This window comes from Ruegeria sp. H6, from assembly GCF_056532975.1.
On record NZ_JBQFOA010000009.1, the window covers coordinates 1 to 15,424 of the forward strand.

Genomic DNA, 15,424 nt, shown 5'->3' on the forward strand with positions numbered 1-15,424 from the left:
ACAATCTCTTCGGGCTTCGGTCTCTTGTTTGCCATTCGTGGTCCTCCGTTTCCTAAACATAACGGTGGACCAGTTCAGTTGGGGAGGCTCAGGTTCCGCGATAGCTAAGCGACTGGTATACTTGGGGGGTATATGGATCGACGCTGTTTCAAATAGAAAAAAGCCAAATCTATGCCCTGAGGTGTACACTAAGAATTATGACTTTGGGCTAGACTTTGAGCAGTGGAATGAGCTTACAAAACTGTTTGGTCTCGTGCGCCAAACAAATGCGTTTCACGCGGCTCAGGGTGTACTTCGTGAGGTGACTGAAGGGTTCTCTCTTGAACTTCCCGAACGAATGTTGATCCCCGCCAAACGACAAATTGGTGAAGGGGATGAAGCTTTTGATGATCTTTCTGGAAAAGGTTTAATCAAGCACCTTGCTGAACTTCAAAATCCGGATTTTCACGAGCGCGAACAAAAAGCCCTCTTTAATAAGATCAATGAATTTGTACGAGTAGTTACAGGTAAACCAGAAGCACAGTTGGAGATCCCCAACCATCGAAGGCATCTGATTGTGCATATGGATGGGAAGGTGTTGCCGCTTTCTTCACTGGGCACAGGAATCCATGAGGTCGTTTTGATCGCAGCGTTCTGCACTATTCAATTATGTTCTACGCTGGCGGCCTCTTGAACCATTTGAGTGCCGATGACAGTGCAATCGATGACTTTATCGGTCTGCGAAACCTTAACCGAAATATTGCAGTTGTTATTGATAGCGACAAAGACAATCCGCGTTCAAAACTGAAACGCGCGGCAAATCGTATTAAAAATGAATTGTCCAAGAACGGGGGGATTGTCTGGGTTACGAAGGGACGCGAAATCGAGAACTATGTCCCACATGAGCAATTGCAAAAGGCCTTAAAGGCGCGTCACCCACGGATCTACGGCGCACCATCTGCTGGTGGCCCCTATGATCATTCTTTCTATTTTGAGCGCAGAGTCGCAAAGTTGGGCGCAGAAAACATATACAAAGCTGGCGACAAAGTTGGAGCCGCTACAATCGTTTGCAGTCAGAGCGATGCCGTCGACTTTGAAATTCTCGATCTGAAGCATCGAATAAAGGAATTGGGGCAGATGGTAGCAAGCGCCAATGGAATAGGGCCAACGTGATATAGTCCAGAGTCCAGTAGTCACAGTGTAAAAGTGAAAACAGATGAGCTCGAAACGCGGCGCAACAGAAATGACGCTTTTTCGGCAAAGCCGCATTCCGGCCACGCAACTCGCTGTTTTCTGTACTTGGCTTGAGCTAAATGCACCGCCCGATTGGTCACTGCCCTCATTCACCCGGCCCGGCTCATCACGGTCGTTTTTTCTTCTTTCCGTCCAACTACTCAACCGCAATCAATTTGTGCGTTAAGGATTTAAGCAAGATTCGTATAACAAAGATTGCAGCAATGAATCAGGACACGATCTGACAGCATACCAATTTGTTGCCGCTTGCGGTTCAGGGTCCACTCACCCGCATTTCTTCAATCTGATTGATAAGGCGAGGATCTCTGCGGAGGCAATGCGAATAATGCTATCTACTAAACTGCAAGGAAAAAGCTGAAAAGGCTCTTGTCTAGTTACGTATCTAGATTCTGGTCATTTTGACGCGGGTTTCGTGGACACAAAAGCAATTGTATGTACTCCTAGAACAGCGACTCATAGCTTTCCGTATCAGACTGGTCTCTCAGGTACAGATAATCGCGCAAAAAACATGCACAAGCATTGAAAGGAAGGCCTTGAAACGAAGCATGCTGGCTTTGAGGTGAACTCGCTTTCCCGCTCACATTATTTTCCACAGAAGAAAAAACCACGGGCTTACTAGTGCGATACAAAGTCCGCTAGAGTTGCCCCAACAATCTGACCCAATCAAATGAAGTTGGTGCCAACTACCAATGCAATAACTATGGGTTTCCGGTGGCGAATTCTATAGTAGTCTGACAATGGTGTATTGGAAACTCGCAGTCAGGCAACGTGAGCGCAAACTATATGAGCAACCTTTGATCCGGATCGTGGGTAGGGCAATTGGCGCTACCGGACGAATTCCCAAGGCCCGATCAATATCCAAGAGGCCGAACTGTGAACCGACATAGATGTTGTGCAGCATGTTTTGAAAGAAATGGGAGATAGCAAGAGCTTTGGTCCGAGCCCCTCTTTTTTCCAGCGCCTCCATACCGCCGGCAAGGTCAAGGAGGGCTTCTAGTGCGTTAAAACCTTCGTGGACCATGCGCTGGTTCAGTAGGTTTGGGAAACGCTCCAAGACGTTTCTCCGGGCTCGTGCAATCTCACGCCGGAGCAACCAGTCGTTCGGAACGGTCTGAGGGCCTTTTGCCATCATCGTCCGGATTCCAAAGATCGCACGCCCCAAGTTGTAGATGTCGTAAATGTAGTCAGTCGCCGCGCTACGCTCATCGGTACTACTCCGATTGAATGTCTCTAGAAGCATCAAGGCCAAATCCGCAGCTTCCTGAATTGGCCGATCAAAGCACTTCCTGTTTGCAATATACGTCTGCTCACTCTTTTTCCATTTGAGTACGCTTGGTAGCGGCGTTTGCAACAAAGCTGGCTGTGTCGCAATCCAAACGAAAAAGGCCCCCAGAAGGGGCCTTTTGCTTTATTCAGGATTTTGCGGCGAGGGCGGGGGATATGACGTCGATACCCAATGCTTTGCCGACCGGGACGCTGGTCAGTTGACCGGCGTGGACGTTTAGACCGTTCAGCAGGTGTGGGTCATCCTGACAGGCCTGTTTCCAGCCTTTGTCCGCCAGGGACAGCATGAACGGCATGGTGGCGTTGCTCAGCGCGATGGTCGAGGTGCGCGCTACGGCGCCCGGCATGTTTGCGACGCAATAATGCATGATGCCATCGACCTCGTAGATCGGATCGGCATGGGTTGTTGCCCTCGATGTCTCGAAACACCCGCCCTGGTCGATAGCAACATCCACCAGAACTGCACCGGGCTTCATGGTCGCGAACTGTTCGCGTGCCACAAGTTTCGGGGCGGCGGCACCAGGGATCAGAACCGCGCCGATCACCATATCGGCGTCCTGGATCAGTTCGGCGGTTGCACCTGCTGTCGAGTACTGGTTTTTGAACCGGCCACCAAATACGTCATCCAGATACCGCAAACGGGGCAGAGAGCGGTCGAGAACGGTGACATCCGCGCCCATGCCCGCCGCGATCTGCGCCGCGTGGGTGCCGACCACACCGCCGCCGATCACAACAACTTTGGCCGGGCCGACACCGGGCACGCCGCCCATCAGAACGCCGCGACCGCCATTGGCCTTTTGCAGCGTCCATGAGCCCACCTGCGGGGCCAGACGGCCTGCGACCTCGGACATCGGTGCCCAGCAGAGGCAGGCCACCATTGGCGTCGGTCACGGTTTCATACGCAATCGCTGTGCAGCCAGAGGCCAGCAGGTCGTTGGTCTGATCCGGGTCGGGGGCAAGATGCAAGTAGGTAAAGAGCAACTGGCCCTCGCGCAGCATCTTACGCTCACCCGCTTGCGGTTCCTTGACCTTGACGATCATGTCGGCGGTTGCAAACACCTCTGCTGCGGTGTCAACGATACGTGCGCCAGCGGCGACATAGGCTTCGTTGTCAAAACCTGATCCGACGCCGGCATTGGTTTCGATGATTACCTCGTGACCGCGTGCAACCGCCTCGCCTGCCGCGTTTGGGGTTACACCAACACGGAATTCCTGAGGTTTGATTTCCTTGGGGCAGCCGATTTTCATTGGGAGTTCTCCGTTCATAAACTGCCTAAATTATGTGCAATACCGGATGCAATTTTTGTGAAACCCTGCTTGCGATTTCTGAAAACTGTGGGAGATTGTTCGTCAAATCAGCCAACAGACGCAATGGATGTGCGCAAATGAGTCTAGATACAACAGATCGGAAGATTCTGGCCGCGCTGCAGCGCAAGGGCCGCATGTCGAATTCGGACCTCTCTGAACAGGCCAATCTGTCCCCATCGGCCTGTCACCGACGGGTTCAGCGTCTTGAGGCGGAAGGGTATATCAAAGACTATGTTGCCCTGCTGGATGCCCGGAAACTGAATGTCCCCACCACCGTATTTGTCGAGATCACGCTGCAGGGGCAGGCGGAAGAAGTGTTGGATGCGTTTGAAAAGGCGGTGGCCCGAATTCCCGACGTTCTGGAATGCCACCTGATGGCGGGGACCGCGGACTATGTTCTGAAAGTTGTGGCCGAAAACACGGAAGACTTTGCGCGTATCCACCGGCAATATCTGTCCCGTCTGCCGGGGGTTGCGCAAATGCAAAGCTCATTTGCATTGCGTACCGTCTTCAAGACGACCGCGCTGCCGGTCTAAGCTTGCCCGACCGATCTGTTTGATTGCGTCAATTCGGTCGCTTGTAACTCGGGTCATCCGCAGTCACATTCTAAGCATAACGAATTTATTGACCCCGGTTCCCGTGACCCGCCTGGTGTTTCCCAGTGACATTTGCTGTGTACACATCTCGGATAGGGTCCGAACCCGGCGACAGATAAGGAGCAGCCCTTGGCACAAGACACGCACGACCCTGCCCAGGAATGGCTGGAAGCCGAGTTGGAAGACACACTGGACGAAGACTTTGAGATCGAGTTCAGCGAACCCATGCTTTCGATGGAAATCCGAAAGATCTACAAGGATCAGCATCCCGACATGCTGGATCGCAAAGTCTATTTCCGCAATCTTCTGCGCCTGCAGGCCGAGTTGATCAAGGTTCAGGACTGGGTACAGCACACGGGCGCCAAGGTCTGTATTCTGTTCGAAGGCCGCGACAGCGCGGGCAAGGGGGGAGTGATCAAGCGGATCACTCAACGTCTGAACCCGCGTGTGGCGCGTGTGGTGGCCTTGCCCGCGCCCAGCCGCCGCGAGCAAAGCCAATGGTATTTTCAGCGCTACGTTCCGCATTTGCCCGCTGCGGGCGAAATCGTGCTGTTTGACCGGTCCTGGTACAACCGCGCCGGGGTCGAGCGTGTCATGGGCTTTGCCAATGAAGATCAGGTGGAACAGTTCTTTCAGGACGTTCCCGAATTTGAACGGATGCTGGTGCGGTCGGGGATCATTTTGCTGAAATACTGGTTCTCGATTACGGATGAGGAACAGCAATTGCGATTTCTCATGCGCATTCACGATCCGATGAAACAGTGGAAGCTGTCACCGATGGACCTGGAATCCCGCATCCGGTGGGAGGCCTATACCAAAGCCAAAGAAGACATGCTGTTCCGCACCAATATCCCCGAAGCACCGTGGTATATCGTCGAAGGCAATGACAAGAAGCGAGAGCGTCTGAACTGTATCGAGCATCTTCTGACAAAGATACCCTATGACGATGTTCCGCATGAAAAGGTCAATTTGCCTGATCGGCGCTATAACCCGGAATACGAACGTCGTGTTTTGCCGGACGATCTGCACGTCCCCAAGATCTATTGAAAAAGCGCCCCGGTTGGGGTGCTTTTCTGGTTTTCTGATCCGAAGATAGGGATCAGAAGATAAAATCACCGCGGTCGAGTTCGGCCAGAAGCGTGTCTTCGATGGTCAAAATATTGCCCGCGCCATCATCGATCACGACGTCGTCGCCATCTTGCTCCCAATGGTTCTTGCGCAGATCCTTGAACGACTTGATCTCTTTGTTCTTTTTCAGTGAGATCTGATCATTGCCCCGACCGAAATCGCCAATGATGCTGATCCCGGTTTTAAAGATAAAGTCATCCGCGCCGCCGCCGCCGAACAGATAGTTTTCGCCGCTGCCGCCGTCGATCTTGTCTTTGCCGCCGCCGCCTCGGAGGGTATCGTTACCGCTGCCGCCTGCCAGCTTGTCGTGGCCTCCGCCACCTTTCAATGAGTCATCCCCACTGCCGCCAAACAGTTTGTCGCGCCCGCCGTTTCCAGCCAAACGGTCGTCATCGCCGTGGCCTTTCAGGACGTCGTTTCCACCTTTGCCGCGCAGCACGTCGTCGCCATCGCGGCCGAACAGTTTGTCTTTGCCGCCGCGTCCCACAAGCGTGTCGTCACCTGCACCACCGTCCAGTTTGCCCGATTCGCCTTTTTTAAGGACCAGGAAGTTGTCTTTGCTGTTCCCGCCCTCATTCGGCTCGACAAATTTGGGTTCTGGTGTGGATGTATCCGAACCGGAGCTACCGCCATTGTCAATCTGAAGAGGGGCCGAGGTTGCCGCAAATTTTTGCGTGACGATGATCACGGTTCTACCGTTGAACTCACCGATTTCGATCCCGATCCCGATCACTTCGACATTTGGGTTCAGAATGTTCGCGCGGTGTCCCGGACTGTTCATAAGGGCGTTGTGGAGGTCCTCCACATCGTCGGAATACCCTGCTGCGCCTCTGGGGCTTTGATAGGCGATGTTTTCGGCCCAGGTCCAACTGCCGGAAAACTGAAAGCCCGCGTCCCGCATCCGGTCGCCTGGGTTGGATCCGCCGACGCCCGTATGGTCGAACGTGTTGGTGCGCAGCATCCAGTCGCTATGGTCTTCGGCCGCATCATTCAGCCTGAGTTCAAGTCTTAATGGGGCTAAGCCATCTTTAGCGCGCTCTGCATTCACAAGCGCAAGCATTTCCCGTTCTAGGTTGCTAGCAACAGACATGATTCTATCCTGCCTCCAGTGGTCTGTGTTATTTGTGCGGACATTAATGGCGAGAATTGGGCGGCAGAAAGTCACAATTCTGCCCTCAAGTTCAGTTGGCGAATTACCACCACAAGTTGAGATTGGCTGTGCAGAAATTTGCGCATTGATGCGCATGGGCGTCAGGCCGCACCGATTGTGGCCTCACAGGCAGGGCCTTAAAACGACAAACCCCCGGGCGATGCCTCGGGGGTCGTCAAATAGTGTCATCCAAAGCTGGACGAGCGTCAGGTGCTTAGAGCAGACCTTCGCGCTGGGCTTTCTTGCGTGCCAGTTTACGGGCACGGCGGATCGCTTCAGCTTTTTCGCGCGCTTTCTTCTCGGACGGTTTCTCGAAATGTTGCTTCAGCTTCATTTCACGGAACACGCCTTCGCGCTGCAGCTTTTTCTTCAGGGCACGAAGCGCCTGATCGACGTTATTGTCGCGAACACTAACCTGCATGTGGTTGTCACCACCTTTCTAGATAGAGTTGCAAGGAAATTGCAGGAAGTGGGCGTATAGCAAAGCGCTCCTAACTTGTCTAGTACTGGTCCCAGAACCCCGGAGAACCGCCATGACCGTGACATATGAAGACACCAAAGAGCATTTGTTGGTTGCAATGCTGGATCATGTCCCCTTTGATGGATGGTCCGAAACCAGCTTTCGCGCCGCGATTGCGGATTGCAATATCGACGAAGGCCTGGCGCGCGCGATCTGCCCGCGCGGTGCCGTTGACATGGCGCTGGCCTTTCACGCGCGTGGCGATGCGGTCATGATTGACCGGATCAAGACCGAAGATCTGAGCGGGCTGAAGTTTCGCGAAAAGATTGCTGCTGCCGTCCGGTTCCGGCTTGAGGCTGTGCCGGACAAAGAAGCCGTGCGCCGTGGCGTGACGCTGTTTGCTTTGCCGATGCATGCCGCTGATGGGGCCAAGGCCGTCTGGGGCACATGCGACCAGATTTGGGAGGCTTTGGGTGACAGCTCGAACGACGTGAACTGGTACACCAAACGCGCAACTCTGTCGGCGGTGTATTCCTCGACCCTGCTATTCTGGCTGGGCGATGACAGTCCTGATCACCAGCGAACCTGGGAGTTTCTGGACCGTCGCATCGAAGGTGTCATGCAGTTTGAAAAACTGAAGGCACAGGTAAACGGCAATCCGCTTTTCAAACCTTTCCTGGCGGTGCCCAACTGGCTGGCGGGTCAGATCAAACCGCCGCTCAAGGTGCGCGCCGATTTGCCGGGTATGCTGAATCCGCGCAAGTAAGTTCAGTTGTATCTGGGCCTTTCACCGGATGCCTGCTAGGCATTGGGCAAAGGAGACTTGCTCATGACCCAGATGATGCGCGCTGTTGAAATTACCACGCCGGGCGGGCCGGACGTGCTGCAACTGACTGAGCGTCCGGTGCCAGAGCCCGGACACGGGCAAGTGGTTTTGAAGGTGGCTTATGCCGGTGTCAATCGCCCGGACGCGCTGCAGCGTGCAGGGGCCTATGATCCGCCCCCGGGGGCCAGTGATCTGCCCGGGCTTGAAGCGTCGGGCGAAGTTGTTGCACTGGGCGCCGGTGTCGAAGGGCTGGCCGTTGGCGACAAGGTATGCGCCTTGCTTCCCGGAGGCGGCTATGCCGATTATGTGGCGACGCCCGCAGCTCATTGTCTGCCCGTACCGGCTGGAATGGGCATGAAAGAGGCTGCATGCTTGCCCGAAACCTTCTTTACCGTCTGGTCGAATGTCTTCACGCGCGGGGGGTTGAAAGCGGGCGAGCGGATTTTGATACATGGCGGCTCCAGCGGGATCGGAACAACCGCGATTCAATTGGCAAACGCCTTTGGTGCGCGTGTCTTTGCCACCGCCGGGTCGGATGAAAAATGCGCCGCTTGCGTCCGTTTGGGTGCCGAGAAGGCGATCAACTACAAGACCGAAGATTTTGTCGCTGTCTTGCGTGCCGAAGGAGGGGCGAACCTGATCCTCGACATGGTTGGTGGTGATTACATCCCGCGCAACGTCAAAACGCTGGCCGAAGATGGGCGGCTGGTCCAGATCGCGTTTCTGCAAGGGCCGGTGGTCGAGCTGAATTTTGCCCTGATGATGGTCAAACGGCTGACCCTGACCGGCAGTACCCTGCGTCCCCAAAGTGATCTGGCAAAGGCACGCATCGCGCAGGACCTGCACGAGGCGGTTTGGCCGCTTTTGGAAGCGGGCAAGATTGCCCCGGTGATGGACAGCGAATTTGACCTGGCAGACGCCGCTGCGGCGCATACACGAATGGAAAGCTCGGGCCATATCGGCAAGATCGTTCTGAAAGTTTCGGGTTAAGCGCTGCGGCCAAGGGGCGGGTGAAAAAGGTGTTGCTCGGCCTGCCGTAACAACCTTTAGGGGAACGGGGCTGTCAGGGCCGGGTTTTGTGACCGATGGTCCGGTATCGCATGGATTGCTCTGATCTGCAGGCGTGTTAGCTTTGTTGCAAACCATGAGGGAGGCAACATTGCAGCAAACCGCGCGAACGATCGTCATCCATGAAACCGGTGGCCCCGAAGTCCTGAGGATCGAGGACCGCCCCGTCGGCGATCCCGGTCCGGGTGAGGTGCGCATTCGCCATCATGCCTGTGGCTTGAATTTCATCGACGTGTATCAGCGCAGCGGGCTTTATCCGATGGAATTGCCCCATGCGCTGGGGATGGAGGCCGCCGGGGTTATCGAGGCCGTTGGCGATGGCGTGACACATCTCAGCTCCGGGCAGCGCGCGGCATATGCGGCGGCTCCGTCTGGTGCCTATTGCGAAGCTCGCGTGATGCCTGCGGCTCAGGTCTGTCCCTTGCCGGAAAGTATCTCGTTCCGAACGGCGGCGGCCATGATGCTCAAGGGGATGACGGTTGAATACCTCTTCCACCGCACCACCCCGCTGAAACGCGGGGATACGGTTTTGTTCCACGCCGCCGCCGGTGGGGTTGGCCTGATCGCCTGCCAATGGGCCAAATCCGAAGGCATCAAGCTGATCGGAACCGCCGGGACGGATGAAAAATGCAGCCTGGCGCAGTTCAATGGTGCTGCGCATTGCATCAACTACAGGACCGAGAACTTCGCGGAACGCGTCGCCGAGATTACCGGCGGCAAAGGTGTTGACGCCGTCATGGACTCGGTTGGTGCGGATACGTTTCAAGGGTCGCTCGATTGTCTGAAACCGCTGGGAATGATGATCTCATTCGGGAACGCCTCGGGTCCGGTGCCACCGGTTGATCTTGGTGTTCTTGCCCAGAAAGGATCGCTGAAGCTGACACGCCCGACCCTGTTCACGCATATCTCGGATCACGGCATCTGTCAGGCGATGGCGCGACGCCTGTTTGGTAAGGTGGATGGTCGCGAGGTTAAAATCCACGTAGACCAACATTTTCCATTGGGCCAGGTGGCCGAGGCCCATCGCGTGCTGGAGGCGCGGCAAACCACTGGCAGCACTGTCCTGGAACCCTGATTAAAAAAGCGGCGAGGGAGAGCCCTCGCCGCCTGAATTCGAACCTGTGAACAGTGACTTACTGTTGCAGTTCTGCGGGCGATTTGTCCGCGATGTTTTTCCAGTTCGCGTCAGCTTGCTGGTTAAAGCCGGGGATGTCACCTTCCCAGCGTTCCTGAATGTCTGCCGACAGGTTCAGGTACAGCTTGTCGTCAACGATTTTCCAGTAGTTCGGGTCACCGTCGAATTTGAAGCCCATCGCGGTGCCGAATGCACAGTAGCCGCCATAGGCCGGCAGGTATGCTTCTGGGTTCTCTTCGAAGGCGGCTTTGTTTTCTTCCGAAGCAAAGCGGTACAGCGCGTCGTTATGCAGCGTGGTGATCCGGTAGTCACCTTTGGTCGCTTCGCCAACCGTGAAGTAAGCAACCGGGTCATAACCTTGCAGCGCCAGACCGGTCGAGCTTGCGTTCAGTTCAACGCCTGCGGCCAGGGCCGTACTTGCAACTGCAACAGACAGTGCGACACCGCCGATGAGGGATTTGATCTTGTTCATGGTTTCACCTTTCGTGAAAAGGCCCGCGTTCGAGCACCTGAATTTTGCTCCGGCGAACCGGATTTGTTTTCGCGAGGCCGTCAATTGGCCGCCACAGAACCCAATTGGGAAACGAGCGGATCACGTTCAAAGCAATCAATTGTGATTGTGCAGCGGCGAATAGCATCTGTTCATTTCTGCACGTCGGGGATGAGAGCTAGCACAAAGGCCACAACCTTTTCGGGGGGCATTTCGCAGGGGCGCAAAAGGGCACCGCTTTGCCGTGTCAGATAGAGGTTCAGGCTGATATAGTCTGGCCCGCCCAATTCATGGGCCACCAGCTTGAATGATCTGCCGCCCGCAAAGGTCGTTCGGCAGATGACATAGGTTTTGCCACCCGCGCGCCCATAAAACGTGACTGACGGCAAAGCCAGAAATGCGCTCAGGAACTTGTCCGAGGCGGTCACGATCTGCCGATTTTGGGCTCTGTCCCTGCCCGGATCCGCGCGATGTTCTCGCTGTGGCGCCAATAGACCACCAACGTCAGGATGATGCCCAGGATAAAGGTCCGTCCATCCCCAATCACCATGATCCAGGTTGTCGATAACGCAGCCGCCGCCAACGCCCCGATCGAAGAGATGCGCGTGATCGCTGCGGCGACAAGCCATGTCAGACAACAGGCGACACCAACTTTCCAATCCAATGCCAACCAGAGGCCCAGGAACGTGGCAACCCCTTTGCCGCCCTTGAAGTTCAGCCAGAAGGGAAAGCAATGCCCCATGAGTGCCGCCAACGCGCTGACCTGCGCCGCGTCTTCACCGGCCAATTCGCGTGCCAGCAGAACAACAACCGCACCTTTGGCCCCATCCAGCAACAGCGTCAGCAGCGCCGCGATCTTGTTGCCGGTGCGCAATACATTGGTTGCGCCAATGTTGCCCGACCCTATGTTGCGCAGATTACCCAGGCCCATGAACCGCGCAATCACCATCCCAAACGGGATCGACCCCATGAGGTAGCCAGCCGCAGCCCAAAGGATCAGCTGCGTTGTTGTATTGTCGAGTTCTGGCATCAGGGTCTCCGGTAAACGTCTTGGCCTGCAACAAAAGTTGCGCTGACCTTACCTTGCATCCGCTGGCCGTCAAACGGCGTATTCTGCGACTTCGATTTCAGGGTGAAACGATCCAGCACAAAGGGCACATCCGGGTCGAACAGGACCAGATCGGCAGGGGCACCAACCGACAAGCGGCCACTGTCCAAGCCCAACCGTTTGGCGGGGTTCAGGGCCATGGCGCGGAAGAGGGTCGGCAGATCCAGCTGCTCGGCATGATACAGCCGCAAAGCTGCGGGCAGCAAAGTCTCCAACGCGACCGCGCCCGAGGCCGCTTCTTCAAATGGCAGCCGTTTGCTTTCTTCGTCCTGAGGTGTGTGCATCGAACTGATCGTGTCGATCAGCCCACTGCGCACCGCGTCGATCACCGCTTGCCGGTCATCCTCGGACCGCAGCGGCGGCTTGACCTTGAAGAAGGTGCGATAGTCAGCCACGTCCAGCTCGTTCAGTGTCAGATGGTGGATCGAGGTTCCCGCCGTGATGTCCAACCCGTTGCGCTTAGCGCGTTCAAGGGCGGGCAGGGCGCGCGCGGTCGTGATCTGATCGGCGTGATAGGCCGCCCCGGTCATCTCAAGCAGCGCAATGTCGCGGTCCAGTCCCATGCGTTCGGCCATGGGTGAAACCGCAGGTAGCCCGCGCAAGGCCGCGAATTTGCCACTGGTCGCAGCCGCCCCTGCGCTGAGGCCCGGATCCTGCGGATGGGCAATCACCAGTGCGCCACAGGATTTCGCATAGGTCAGCGCCCGCGAGAATACTTTGGTATCGGTGACAACATGATCGCAATCGGTGAATGCAACGGCGCCTGCGTCCTGCAAGAACCCGATCTCGGTCATCTCGCGCCCGTCACGCCCTTTGGTCAGCGCGGCCATGGGCAGGACGTTCACCGGAGCATCCGCCTGCGCGCGGCGGGTGGCGAACTCCAGCGTTTCCGGTGTGTCGACCGCAGGAAGCGTGTCGGGCCGGGTCACAATGGTAGTCACTCCCCCGGCAGCCGCCGCAAGGCCTGCGGATTTGTAGCTTTCCTTGTGCCGCTCGCCCGGCTCGCACACTTTGACACCGATATCAACGATCCCAGGGGCAAGACATTGCCCGCCGCAATAGATCACCCGCGCATCTGTGGCCGGAGCATCGCCCGCGCCGCGCGCAGCGATCCGGCCATCGGTGACCTGCAACCAACCGGGGCTGTCAGTCCCGGCCTCGGGGTCGATCAGGCGGGCGTTGGTGAGAACGAACGAAGTCATGCTGAGGCCTCTCGGGCTTGGGTGAGTGCCACCATGGCGGCCTCTGGGTCGGACAGGTATTCAAAGACAAGGAATCGCAAGCGGGAAAACACAATGTTTCCGCCGCTGCGGTAGAAGGTCAATTTGGGGGTCACGGGCAGGCTCTTTGGCTTGAATATCCCGCTGATCCACCAGACGTTTTGCCCTGTGACGACATAAACACGTCGGGATCGTATCAAACGGTCCCACCACATGAGAAATCCCAATAATACAGTGCATCCAAACAGCTTGGAATAGTCCCGGACAGTATCGGCGAACCAGGGGCTGGCGAGCCAGGCGACCACCAGAAAAAAGATCAGAATTCCATAGGCCCAGCCGACGCGAGGTGGGAAATACCCGTGATGAGGTCGCCCGAACCACAGAACCTTTTCCTGGTCTGGAATGTATTCCCGCCACCATTCACCGCTCATCCCAAAGCCCTCTCGATCGTGGCTTTGGTCGCGGCGGGATCGGCTTGATACTTGATCAGGTGCTTGTCGCCGCCCTTGGTAACGATCTGAACAAAACTGCCCAACACGTTCACGGCCTGCACCTGGTTCAGCGGCACTTTGCGCGGGCCGGGACCGGTCAGGGTGGTGTCGGACATTTCCCAGTTGGCGACCAATTCCTCTGAGGCGAGATACCATGCGCGCAGTCCTACAGCGGCCAGCCCGGCCGGCGCGCCGGTCCAGACATAAGGATTGCCGACCAGCCACAGAACGATCATTGCCGCGGCCATCGCGCCTGCGGCAAGCCACGCATTGGTGCGGACATAGGCGCCTTTGTCGGGGGTGAAAGTCACAGGATCAGCCACAGCGCGCCTCCGATCGCCAGAAGAATGAACAGGGCCAAAACGGCTGATCCGATACGGCGGGGGCGGTCCTCTGGTGGGGTCTGCGGGGCCGAAAACGGTTTGGCGCTTTCGGCCTCAATCGTGCCACCCGACCAATTGGAGGCCTCTTCGGTAAACAGCCCGATCAGTTGCAGGCGCGGGTCCGGTTTCAGCGTTGCAGCATGCCCGCCAAAGGCAGCGCTGCGCAGGGCCATGACCCAGCCATCAACCGCTTCAAGTGCGGTGCGGTCCAGTTGATCCTCTGACACGCCGCATCCCTCGTTCAGGTAGCCAAACAGTCCAAGGTCTTCGAGGTCGGAGACCGGGAAGATGTCGATCTGATCCGGGTCCAACCCGTCAACGCCCAACACCTGAGCCGCGGCACCCGGTTCGCGCAGGAACTTCGCCTCTTCCGGGCGCATGTTCAGCGCGAACAGGCGGATCACGCCGCGTTCATGGGGGGCGACAGTCAGATCGCTCATGCGGCCTCTCTTTGGTTGCGCGCCAGCAGTTCCATCGCGGCCATGCGGACGGCAACGCCCATTTCGACCTGTTCCTGAATGACGGATCGGTTGATGTCGTCCGCCAAGGTTCCGTCGATTTCGACGCCCCGGTTCATCGGGCCGGGATGCATGACGATGGCGTCCGGCTTGGCCAATGCCAGCTTGGCGGCGTCCAACCCGTAGCGGTGATAGTATTCGCGTTCCGAGGGGATGAATCCGCCATCCATCCGCTCGCGCTGAAGGCGCAGCATCATGACGACGTCGACGTCCCGCAGGCCTTCGCTCATGTCGTCGTAGAGCTCGGCTCCGAAATCCGCAAACTGGCTGGGCACCAGCGTCGGCGGCCCGATCAGGCGGATGCGGTTTTCCATCTTGCCCAGCAGGATCAGGTTCGACCGAGCGACGCGAGAATGCGCCACATCGCCGCAAATGGCGATGTTCAGGCGGTGCAGGCGGCCCTTGGCACGGCGGATGGTCAGCGCGTCCAACAGCGCCTGCGTGGGATGTTCATGCCGCCCGTCGCCGGCGTTCAGCACCGCGCAGTTAACCTTTTGCGCCAACAGATCGACCGCACCGGAATGCGGATGCCGCACAACCAGCAGATCAGGGTGCATGGCGTTCAGGGTCATTGCCGTGTCGATCAGGGTCTCACCCTTTTTGATCGAGCTGGCCTGCATCGCCATGTTCATCACATCCGCGCCCAGTCGCTTGCCTGCAATCTCAAAACTGGCCTGCGTGCGGGTCGAGTTTTCAAAGAACATGTTGATCTGTGTCAGCCCCGACAGCACGTCGGAATGCTTGGCCGATTGGCGGTTCAATTCGACGTATTTTTCGGCCAGATCCAGGATGTCAGTGATATCGGATTGCGACAGATGCTCGATGCCAAGAAGGTGACGATGGGCGAAACGCATGGGCGGGCTCCTGTCTGACAATCGGGCTGCTTATAGAAACCCGGGGCGCGGCTGGCAACCTAAGGTTCCGCACCTTCGGGCAGTTTCTCGCATCCGCCCTCGGGCAGGCACTGCTCGCCTGGTTTGCACCATTTGCCATAGCCGCAATCGATGGCCCTGACCGGGACACAGC

At 56.9% G+C, this 15,424-nt stretch carries 18 protein-coding genes and 1 pseudogene; 7 read left to right on the top strand and 12 right to left on the bottom strand.

Annotated elements, in window-relative coordinates:
- The coding region (locus ACR0AG_RS14850; protein WP_480840254.1) for a hypothetical protein at window positions 1–673 on the top strand (673 nt) is incomplete at its 5' end.
- 5 nt (window positions 674–678) lie between these two features.
- On the top strand, window positions 679–1,152 hold the full coding sequence (locus tag ACR0AG_RS14855) for a hypothetical protein (RefSeq protein WP_480840255.1): 474 nt from the start codon (window positions 679–681) through the stop codon (window positions 1,150–1,152).
- An 802-nt stretch (window positions 1,153–1,954) separates the two neighbouring features.
- Here the strand turns inward: ACR0AG_RS14855 and ACR0AG_RS14860 are convergent.
- Window positions 1,955–2,587: a hypothetical protein gene (locus ACR0AG_RS14860; protein WP_480840256.1), complete on the bottom strand. Its 633-nt coding sequence runs from the start codon at window positions 2,585–2,587 to the stop codon at window positions 1,955–1,957.
- A 58-nt stretch (window positions 2,588–2,645) separates the two neighbouring features.
- Window positions 2,646–3,765, bottom strand: a pseudogene (ald, locus tag ACR0AG_RS14865) (alanine dehydrogenase).
- A 137-nt stretch (window positions 3,766–3,902) separates the two neighbouring features.
- Here ald and ACR0AG_RS14870 point away from each other — a divergent pair.
- Both ACR0AG_RS14870 and ppk2 read left to right on the top strand, forming a co-directional pair.
- The gene (locus ACR0AG_RS14870) at window positions 3,903–4,361 is read left to right on the top strand and encodes an Lrp/AsnC family transcriptional regulator (RefSeq protein WP_480840257.1); all 459 of its coding nucleotides are present in this window, start codon (window positions 3,903–3,905) and stop codon (window positions 4,359–4,361) included.
- A 189-nt stretch (window positions 4,362–4,550) separates the two neighbouring features.
- The gene (gene ppk2 / locus ACR0AG_RS14875) at window positions 4,551–5,468 is read left to right on the top strand and encodes a polyphosphate kinase 2 (protein WP_480840258.1); all 918 of its coding nucleotides are present in this window, start codon (window positions 4,551–4,553) and stop codon (window positions 5,466–5,468) included.
- 52 nt (window positions 5,469–5,520) lie between these two features.
- On the opposite strand, the gene ACR0AG_RS14880 is transcribed toward ppk2, so the two are convergent.
- A complete protein-coding gene (locus ACR0AG_RS14880) occupies window positions 5,521–6,795 on the bottom strand; it encodes a CAP domain-containing protein (RefSeq protein WP_480840259.1) in 1,275 nt (424 codons plus the stop codon).
- A gap of 118 nt (window positions 6,796–6,913) precedes the next feature.
- Window positions 6,914–7,120 carry a 30S ribosomal protein S21 gene (gene rpsU / locus ACR0AG_RS14885; protein ID WP_005614280.1) on the bottom strand — a complete coding sequence of 69 codons (207 nt, stop codon included), beginning with the start codon at window positions 7,118–7,120 and terminating at the stop codon, window positions 6,914–6,916.
- 112 nt (window positions 7,121–7,232) lie between these two features.
- Between rpsU and ACR0AG_RS14890 the strand changes: the two genes are divergently transcribed.
- The 3 genes from ACR0AG_RS14890 (at window position 7,233) to ACR0AG_RS14900 (ending at window position 10,128) form a co-directional block, all read left to right on the top strand.
- On the top strand, window positions 7,233–7,925 hold the full coding sequence (locus ACR0AG_RS14890; RefSeq protein WP_480840260.1) for a COQ9 family protein: 693 nt from the start codon (window positions 7,233–7,235) through the stop codon (window positions 7,923–7,925).
- A 63-nt stretch (window positions 7,926–7,988) separates the two neighbouring features.
- Complete coding sequence (locus tag ACR0AG_RS14895; RefSeq protein ID WP_480840261.1) at window positions 7,989–8,975, top strand: NAD(P)H-quinone oxidoreductase; 987 nt, start codon at window positions 7,989–7,991, stop codon at window positions 8,973–8,975.
- Window positions 8,976–9,129: 154 nt separating this feature from the next.
- Window positions 9,130–10,128 carry a quinone oxidoreductase family protein gene (locus tag ACR0AG_RS14900; protein WP_480840262.1) on the top strand — a complete coding sequence of 333 codons (999 nt, stop codon included), beginning with the start codon at window positions 9,130–9,132 and terminating at the stop codon, window positions 10,126–10,128.
- Window positions 10,129–10,186: 58 nt separating this feature from the next.
- Here ACR0AG_RS14900 and ACR0AG_RS14905 read toward each other — a convergent pair whose 3' ends face one another.
- The 8 genes from ACR0AG_RS14905 to ACR0AG_RS14940 all read right to left on the bottom strand — a co-directional run bounded on the left by ACR0AG_RS14905 (window position 10,187) and on the right by ACR0AG_RS14940 (window position 15,252).
- Complete coding sequence (locus ACR0AG_RS14905) at window positions 10,187–10,660, bottom strand: YHS domain-containing (seleno)protein (RefSeq protein WP_480840263.1); 474 nt, start codon at window positions 10,658–10,660, stop codon at window positions 10,187–10,189.
- A 170-nt stretch (window positions 10,661–10,830) separates the two neighbouring features.
- Window positions 10,831–11,106 (bottom strand): hypothetical protein, encoded by a 276-nt coding sequence (locus ACR0AG_RS14910; protein WP_480840264.1) that lies wholly within the window; start codon window positions 11,104–11,106, stop codon window positions 10,831–10,833.
- Window positions 11,103–11,708, bottom strand: coding sequence for a glycerol-3-phosphate 1-O-acyltransferase PlsY (gene plsY / locus ACR0AG_RS14915; RefSeq protein ID WP_480840266.1), 606 nt, complete (start codon window positions 11,706–11,708; stop codon window positions 11,103–11,105). Before plsY ends, ACR0AG_RS14910 begins: the two co-directional genes overlap by 4 nt.
- The gene (gene pyrC, locus ACR0AG_RS14920; RefSeq protein WP_480840268.1) at window positions 11,708–12,988 is read right to left on the bottom strand and encodes a dihydroorotase; all 1,281 of its coding nucleotides are present in this window, start codon (window positions 12,986–12,988) and stop codon (window positions 11,708–11,710) included. The genes plsY and pyrC overlap by 1 nt, the downstream gene beginning before the upstream one ends.
- On the bottom strand, window positions 12,985–13,437 hold the full coding sequence (locus tag ACR0AG_RS14925) for a hypothetical protein (RefSeq protein ID WP_480840270.1): 453 nt from the start codon (window positions 13,435–13,437) through the stop codon (window positions 12,985–12,987). Before ACR0AG_RS14925 ends, pyrC begins: the two co-directional genes overlap by 4 nt.
- The gene (locus ACR0AG_RS14930) at window positions 13,434–13,820 is read right to left on the bottom strand and encodes a hypothetical protein (protein WP_480840272.1); all 387 of its coding nucleotides are present in this window, start codon (window positions 13,818–13,820) and stop codon (window positions 13,434–13,436) included. Before ACR0AG_RS14930 ends, ACR0AG_RS14925 begins: the two co-directional genes overlap by 4 nt.
- On the bottom strand, window positions 13,805–14,320 hold the full coding sequence (locus ACR0AG_RS14935; RefSeq protein ID WP_480840274.1) for a hypothetical protein: 516 nt from the start codon (window positions 14,318–14,320) through the stop codon (window positions 13,805–13,807). Before ACR0AG_RS14935 ends, ACR0AG_RS14930 begins: the two co-directional genes overlap by 16 nt.
- Entirely contained in the window at window positions 14,317–15,252 is a 936-nt protein-coding gene (locus tag ACR0AG_RS14940) for an aspartate carbamoyltransferase catalytic subunit (protein ID WP_480840276.1), read from the bottom strand. The genes ACR0AG_RS14935 and ACR0AG_RS14940 overlap by 4 nt, the downstream gene beginning before the upstream one ends.
- Window positions 15,253–15,424: the final 172 nt, after the last annotated feature.